Source organism: Microcystis sp. M_QC_C_20170808_M3Col (assembly GCF_007095505.1).
GTDB lineage: Bacteria > Cyanobacteriota > Cyanobacteriia > Cyanobacteriales > Microcystaceae > Microcystis.
Genome location: NZ_SFBY01000119.1, coordinates 1 through 5918, shown reverse-complemented (window position 1 = coordinate 5918; position 5918 = coordinate 1). Strand labels below are relative to the sequence as shown.

Genomic DNA, 5918 nt, shown 5'->3' with positions numbered 1-5918 from the left:
GTTCTGACTTTATCTGTGTGGGAATTTTCTTAACTCCTTCAACCAAACCCTTTACTACACAAGGATTTTAACCTTTTTTGTCCTCGATCGCTTTTTTATTTAAGCGAACGGTGAGTTTATTCTGAAGGAAGTGCTGCCAAAAATTAAAGAAGGAGACTGTCTGCTCATGGATAACGCCAAGATTCATCTCGGAGAAATGGTCAGAGAAATAATCGAACAACAAAAAGCTAGACTGATCTATTTAGGGTTTGCGGCAAAAAGCTTTTCCTGGGGGCAGGGTGTGGGGTGTGGGGTGTGGGGTTTTATCGATTTTCAGGTGGTCAACTATAGCAAATAATGGGTTATTTGCTATACAAGTCTTAGCTATTTTTTGATGGCTGAGTCATTTTGTCATGGGATAAACTTCAGGTTTAGCGATCGCCGCTTAGGTAAACATTTAGTCTAAACTCCAGTTAAAAGCTGAGGAAGGAAAAACTATGCCAGTAGTCTATGAGAATGGCACTGGTCTAACGGACAAAACTGGCCATAGCGCCTTTTCTGGGTTTTGTCTGGATGGGTATTAGCAACCGCGCAAGCGTCCATCTTCCATGTGAACAATGCGATCGGCAATATCTAAAATCCGATTATCGTGGGTGACGAGTACAATAGTACGGCTCTGTTCTTTGGCTAAACGTTGCATCAAATTCACCACGTCTCGTCCCGTTTTACTATCGAGGGCGGCCGTTGGTTCATCGGCTAAAACTAATGGAGGATTACCAGCCAAAGCTCGCGCGATGGCTACCCTTTGTTTTTGTCCCCCAGATAAGCTATCTGGATAATAGTCGATCCGATGTCCTAAGCCGACTTCTTCTAACATCAAAGCGGCGCGTTCTTCCGTTTCCCGCCCGCCGAGATTTTCCTGAAGCTCGATCGACATTTGTACATTCTGTCTTGCGGTTAGAAACGGTAACAAATTATGGGCTTGAAAAATATAACCAATTTGACGGCGGGTTTGGACTAATTGTTCTTCACTAGCCCCCCGTAATTCTTTTTCAAAATGCTGTAAGCTTCCTTCTTGAACAGAGCGTAGGCCACCGATTAAGGATAGTAAGGTTGTTTTTCCGGAACCAGAGGGGCCAGTTAAAATAACGATCTCTCCCTCTGTGATTTTTAAGTTGATCTGAAAAAGAACTTGTTTTTTCAGCGTTCCTTGACCGAAATAGTGATTGAGGTTTTGAATATCAATAACGTCCATAGACAGCCTCGTTCATTGAGATGAGGGATGGATATCTGTTTCTTTCTTCTAAAAAATATCGGCCGGATCGGCATCTTGCAATTTTTTAACAGCAGTGGCTCCTGAAACGAAGGCCATGACTAAGGTTAAGATAAAGACAAAAACCGCTCGATCAAGCGACATATTGACAGGTAATAAGGTGGCATTTTTAGTAACCTCATATTGAATATTAGCGATCAAAAAACCTGGAATATATCCGAGAACAGCAATTAAAAAAGCCTGTTGTAAAACCATTGATAAGAGATAGCTATGACGATAGCCCATGGCTTTTAGGGTGGCGTATTCTGAAAGATGTTCCGAAACATTTGTATAGAGAATTTGATAGACAACGACAATTCCAACAATAATTCCCAGGATAACACCTAAATTAAAAATGAAACCAATCGCCGTACTGCTTTGCCAATAATTCTTCTCAAATTGAATCAACTGTTGCTTGGATAAAACTTTAATATCATGAGGTAAATATGCTTGAATATCTTCGATAAATTTATTGATATTAGTTCCTGGCTTTAGACGAATTAAGCCAATATTAATTAATCCATAAGAACGGTTGCTAAAAATTCTTAAAAAATTCAAATGGCTCATGATTAAATTCCCATCTGAACCAAAAGAAGTTCCCAGTTTAAATAAGCCAGCGACTTCTATTTTGCGGTTGTTACCCTTATTGCTAACCTCGGTAATAACCGAGCCCTTTTTTTCAAAATCAGCAACAATAGGACCAAATTCAGAGCGAGAATCTTGATCGAATAAAACTTGATCGGGAAGTTTTAATAGATCCATATTTTCTGCGAGACCGGGTAAATCAAATGCCAAATTTCTGAGATCGAACCCAATCACGAATATATTACGCCAATAATTACGAGTTTCAGGGTTTTTCCACTGAGCAAAATCTAAATAAATCGGACTGACAAAATCTACTTCTTCAAAAGCCAAGGTTTGGAGTAATCGCCGTTGAGGAAAACTTTCCATGCCAATCAGTGAAGTAGTACGAGGACTAATTAAAAAACAGTCCCCTTGTAGAGCTTCGTGAAGCCGAACAGCACTATCAAACAAAGCATCCCGAATCCCCAATTGCATAAAGACAATTACAACCGCAAAAATAACCCCCGATAGAGCCACCAGTAACCTGGTTTTTTGGTAGCGTAATTGCAACCAAGCTGTCGGTAACTTCCAGTGGAATATTTTCATCTTTTGCTCCTCCTAAAGATTCTAGATTGATCGCGGCTGACTTGTTGACAAATACTACTCCTTATTTGAGACTTCGACCTAACATTATCTCAAGGCTAAAAGTCTTTCTAGATAAGAAATTTAACTAAATAGATATTCATTTCATATATAGAACTATTTAGTTAGCGCACAACCTAAAAGCCAGCTATGATTGGGTTATAATTTTTCGATATATCTTTTAAAGATTAGTTTTGTTCGTATCGATTACGACATTAACTTGTAAATTGGTCAAGTTAGCCACTTTCTTGCTAGAAGAGGGATCGAGACGAATTTTGACTTCCACCACTCGCGCATCTGCATCAGCAACTGGATCGGTTCCCAAGACATCTTTTTTGCCAATTTGTAAGCCAATTTCAGCGACAGTTCCCCTTAGTTCCCCAATTAATCCATCGGTGGTAATTTTTGCCCGTTGTCCTAGTTTAACTCGACTAACATCTGTTTCGTAAACTTCGCTAGTGACATACATTTGACTGGTTTGACCAAGATCGAGGATGCCTTTATCACCAATTAATTCACCGGGCCAAGTATAAATTTTGAGAATTTGCCCCACTTTGGGAGCTTTGACAAAGGCTAAATCTAAATCAGCTTTTGCCTTTTGGACAGCACTTTTAGCTGCGATTAATTGCGATTGAGCAACTTCAACATCTACGGGACGGACTTCAGCAACTGCATCTAGTGTCGCTTGATTTTCCTTGATTTTCTGATCTAGAGTTGCCACTGTGCGCTGAAGATTAGCTTCAGCTTCATCAATTTTTGCGGTTAGAGTGGTGACAATTCGATTTAAATTAGCATTGGCTTCTCGCAGACTTTCTTGGCCAGTTTGAGCCATCAGACAGAAGCGATCGCGTTCTTGTTCCGAAACCGCTCCTTGTTGGTATAAAGCATAATAACGCTGACAATCTTTTTGTGCATTGTGAAACTCAGCTTTAATCCGCTCAATAGTGGCGTATTGAGCCATTTTTTCCCCTTGTAATTGAGCCGTTAAACTGGCAATATTAGCTTTTTGGGTAGTAATCTGTCCTTCCAATTCCGAGCGAGTCCCTTCAAATCTCGCATTTTGGGCAATAATATCCCCCTGTTTTGCGCCAGCTTTCACCTGAGTTAAAAGAGATTGAGCAATGCGAACTTGGTCTTGTGCTTGTTTCAGTGCTGCTTGGAGTCTATCCCGACTGTCGAGGATAGCCAAAACTTGTCCAGCTTCAACCTGGTCTCCCTGTTTTACCAACAGTTTATCAAGGCGGGACCCTTCCATAAAGGCAGGAGCAGAAATCTTGATTGCCTCTCCTGCTGGTTCTACATAGCCTAAAGCCGCGACGGCTTTCAGCTTTCTCGGAGTAGTGGAAGCGACAGCAGGGGATGTGGTTTTTAAAGATTGATAGCGCCAAATTGAATAAGTTGCGACAGCGCCACTTGCCATAGTCCCGATGGTGAGACAGGTAATAAGCAGCCAATTAGTTGGTTTGACAAAAAGCTGAGATTTCATAACATACTTTGTGAGCGTTTTATCGAAGCTATCGTCCCGAACGTACCTAGTAGCAATATAGCTAATAAAGAAGAAGGTTCAGGAACTTGGTTAGAAGAAGATGTAGGGGAGAAAACTAAGCCTGTGGGAGCGAGAGGAGCATTGATACCAGAAGGCACAAAGACACTGATGAAATTCGATGTCGTTTTGTCGTACTTCAGGATACTGTTGCTGCCAAGACTGCTTATGTAGAGGTTGCCATCCTTACCAAAGGCTAAACCTATGGGGGCAATCAGCCCACCACTACCAGGAAAAACAAAAGTATTGAGAAATGTTCCCATTGTTCCGTCATTCTTCAAGACACTATGGGTGTTAAGGCTACTGACGTAGAGGGTGCCGTCTTCTCCAAAAGTCAAGCCTGTGGGTACATCCACCTCACTATTGTTAGAAGGAATAATAGTTTTGATGAGGTTACCAGTCGTCTTGTCATAGACGAGGACGCTGTTGGTGTCACGACTGTTGACGTAGAGGTTACCATCCTTGCCAAAGCGCATACCTGTAGGGATCTTTAATCCGCCACCACCAGAAGGGACAAAAGCATTGATGAATTCTCCTGTAGTTCCGTTGTACTTGAGAACATTATTGGCACTATTATTAATCGGGGCAGGTTCGCCAAATCCTCCATTGAGTCCACTATTACTGACGTAGAGGTTGCCATCCGCTCCAAAGTCTAAATCGATCGGATTTTTCAGCCCACCACTACCGGATTGAACAAAAGCATTGATGAATTCTCCTGTAGTTCCGTTGTACTTCAGAATACTGTCAGTAGCACGGCTGACAACATAGAGATTACCATCTGGACCAAAAGTCAAATCGAGCGGCTCTTTTAGCCCGCCACTGCCAGAAGAAATAAAGGTCTTGATGAATGCCCCCGTTATTTCGTCATACTCTAGGACACTGTTAGTAGCGTTGCTAGCAACAAGTAAAGAGGCTTGAGCTTTTGGAGTAGCAAAGCCAAGGACGGCAATAGTTGTCAGGAGAATACTGACTAGACGATAACAATTAATTAAACTCATAAATACCCTCAAAGATTGTTATACCAATTGACGAGTTCCGCTCCGATTAAATGGGGGTTGTCTTCTTGTAAATAATGGCTACCTGCGCCGATGTTCACTGACTTCAAATTCTTCAGATGCTGCTCGTACCATTGCGCCATTGACGGCGAGATTAATGCACCTGGATCAGCATAAAACATCAGTTTCGGCAAATCCGATTGCAGAAGCTTTGCATGGTAGGTCTCGACAGCCTTGACTACAGCGACGGGTTCTCCTTCAATCGGTATCTCGTTAGGCCAACGCCAAATAGGCTTACGGTCATTTATTTTCTGGAATGGCTCCCGATAGCGGTTCATCTCCTCTTCACTGAGTTGTCTGACGATGGAAAGGGGCAACACTTGCTCGATAAAAGCGTTCTTATTCACCAGCAAATCCCAGCCCACCTCTGGCGTTCGGAATGCCTTAAATAGCTCTATGGCTCTTGTAGGAAAATCATCCCATGACATAGGTCTGATGAACTCCATGAAGGCGAGTCCTTTGATGTTATTCTCCTGACTCATAGCATAGTGAAAGCCGATGGCAGACCCCCAATCATGCATAACTAAAGTGATATTTTTCAGGTTCATCCTTTCGATGAATCCCTCTATAAACTTCACATGGTCAAAAAATAGATAATCGATGTCCGGCTTGTCTGACTTTCCCATGCCAATCAGATCGGGGGCAAGGCAACGCCCTTTGGCTGTTAGATAGGGAATGATATTGCGCCACAGGTACGAAGAGGTGGGATTGCCATGAAGAAACAGGATCGGCTCTCCTGAACCTTGATCGACATAGTGTATTTTAAAGCCATCGACTTCGATAAAGTTGGACTCGAAAGGAAAATCCGCAGAAATACTTGGTG

The 5918-nt window shown here is 42.2% G+C and carries 5 protein-coding genes and 1 pseudogene; 1 reads left to right on the top strand and 5 read right to left on the bottom strand.

Going from position 1 to position 5918, the window contains the following annotated elements:
* Nucleotides 1-115: 115 nt before the first annotated feature.
* Nucleotides 116-268: pseudogene (locus EWV84_RS05790) on the top strand (IS630-like element ISMae26 family transposase); the annotation flags it as partial.
* Between the two features lie 291 nt (nucleotides 269-559).
* Here the strand turns inward: EWV84_RS05790 and EWV84_RS05785 are convergent.
* The 5 genes from EWV84_RS05785 to EWV84_RS05765 form a co-directional block, all read right to left on the bottom strand.
* Complete coding sequence (locus EWV84_RS05785) at nucleotides 560-1234, bottom strand: DevA family ABC transporter ATP-binding protein (RefSeq protein ID WP_286824315.1); 675 nt, start codon at nucleotides 1232-1234, stop codon at nucleotides 560-562.
* A gap of 48 nt (nucleotides 1235-1282) precedes the next feature.
* A complete protein-coding gene (gene devC, locus EWV84_RS05780) occupies nucleotides 1283-2461 on the bottom strand; it encodes an ABC transporter permease DevC (protein ID WP_287077082.1) in 1179 nt (392 codons plus the stop codon).
* Between the two features lie 217 nt (nucleotides 2462-2678).
* On the bottom strand, nucleotides 2679-3983 hold the full coding sequence (locus EWV84_RS05775) for an ABC exporter membrane fusion protein (protein WP_287077080.1): 1305 nt from the start codon (nucleotides 3981-3983) through the stop codon (nucleotides 2679-2681).
* On the bottom strand, nucleotides 3980-5038 hold the full coding sequence (locus EWV84_RS05770) for a Vgb family protein (protein ID WP_287077078.1): 1059 nt from the start codon (nucleotides 5036-5038) through the stop codon (nucleotides 3980-3982). Before EWV84_RS05770 ends, EWV84_RS05775 begins: the two co-directional genes overlap by 4 nt.
* An 8-nt stretch (nucleotides 5039-5046) precedes the next feature.
* The coding region (locus EWV84_RS05765) for a haloalkane dehalogenase (protein ID WP_287077077.1) at nucleotides 5047-5918 on the bottom strand (872 nt) is incomplete at its 5' end.

Bases quoted from the DNA above. Each gene is read 5' to 3' on its own strand.
- devC (WP_287077082.1), bottom strand. From the start codon at position 2,461: ATGAAAATATTCCACTGGAAGTTACCGACAGCTTGGTTGCAATTACGC.
- EWV84_RS05775 (WP_287077080.1), bottom strand. From the start codon at position 3,983: ATGAAATCTCAGCTTTTTGTCAAACCAACTAATTGGCTGCTTATTACC.
- EWV84_RS05785 (WP_286824315.1), bottom strand. From the start codon at position 1,234: ATGGACGTTATTGATATTCAAAACCTCAATCACTATTTCGGTCAAGGA.
- EWV84_RS05770 (WP_287077078.1), bottom strand. From the start codon at position 5,038: ATGAGTTTAATTAATTGTTATCGTCTAGTCAGTATTCTCCTGACAACT.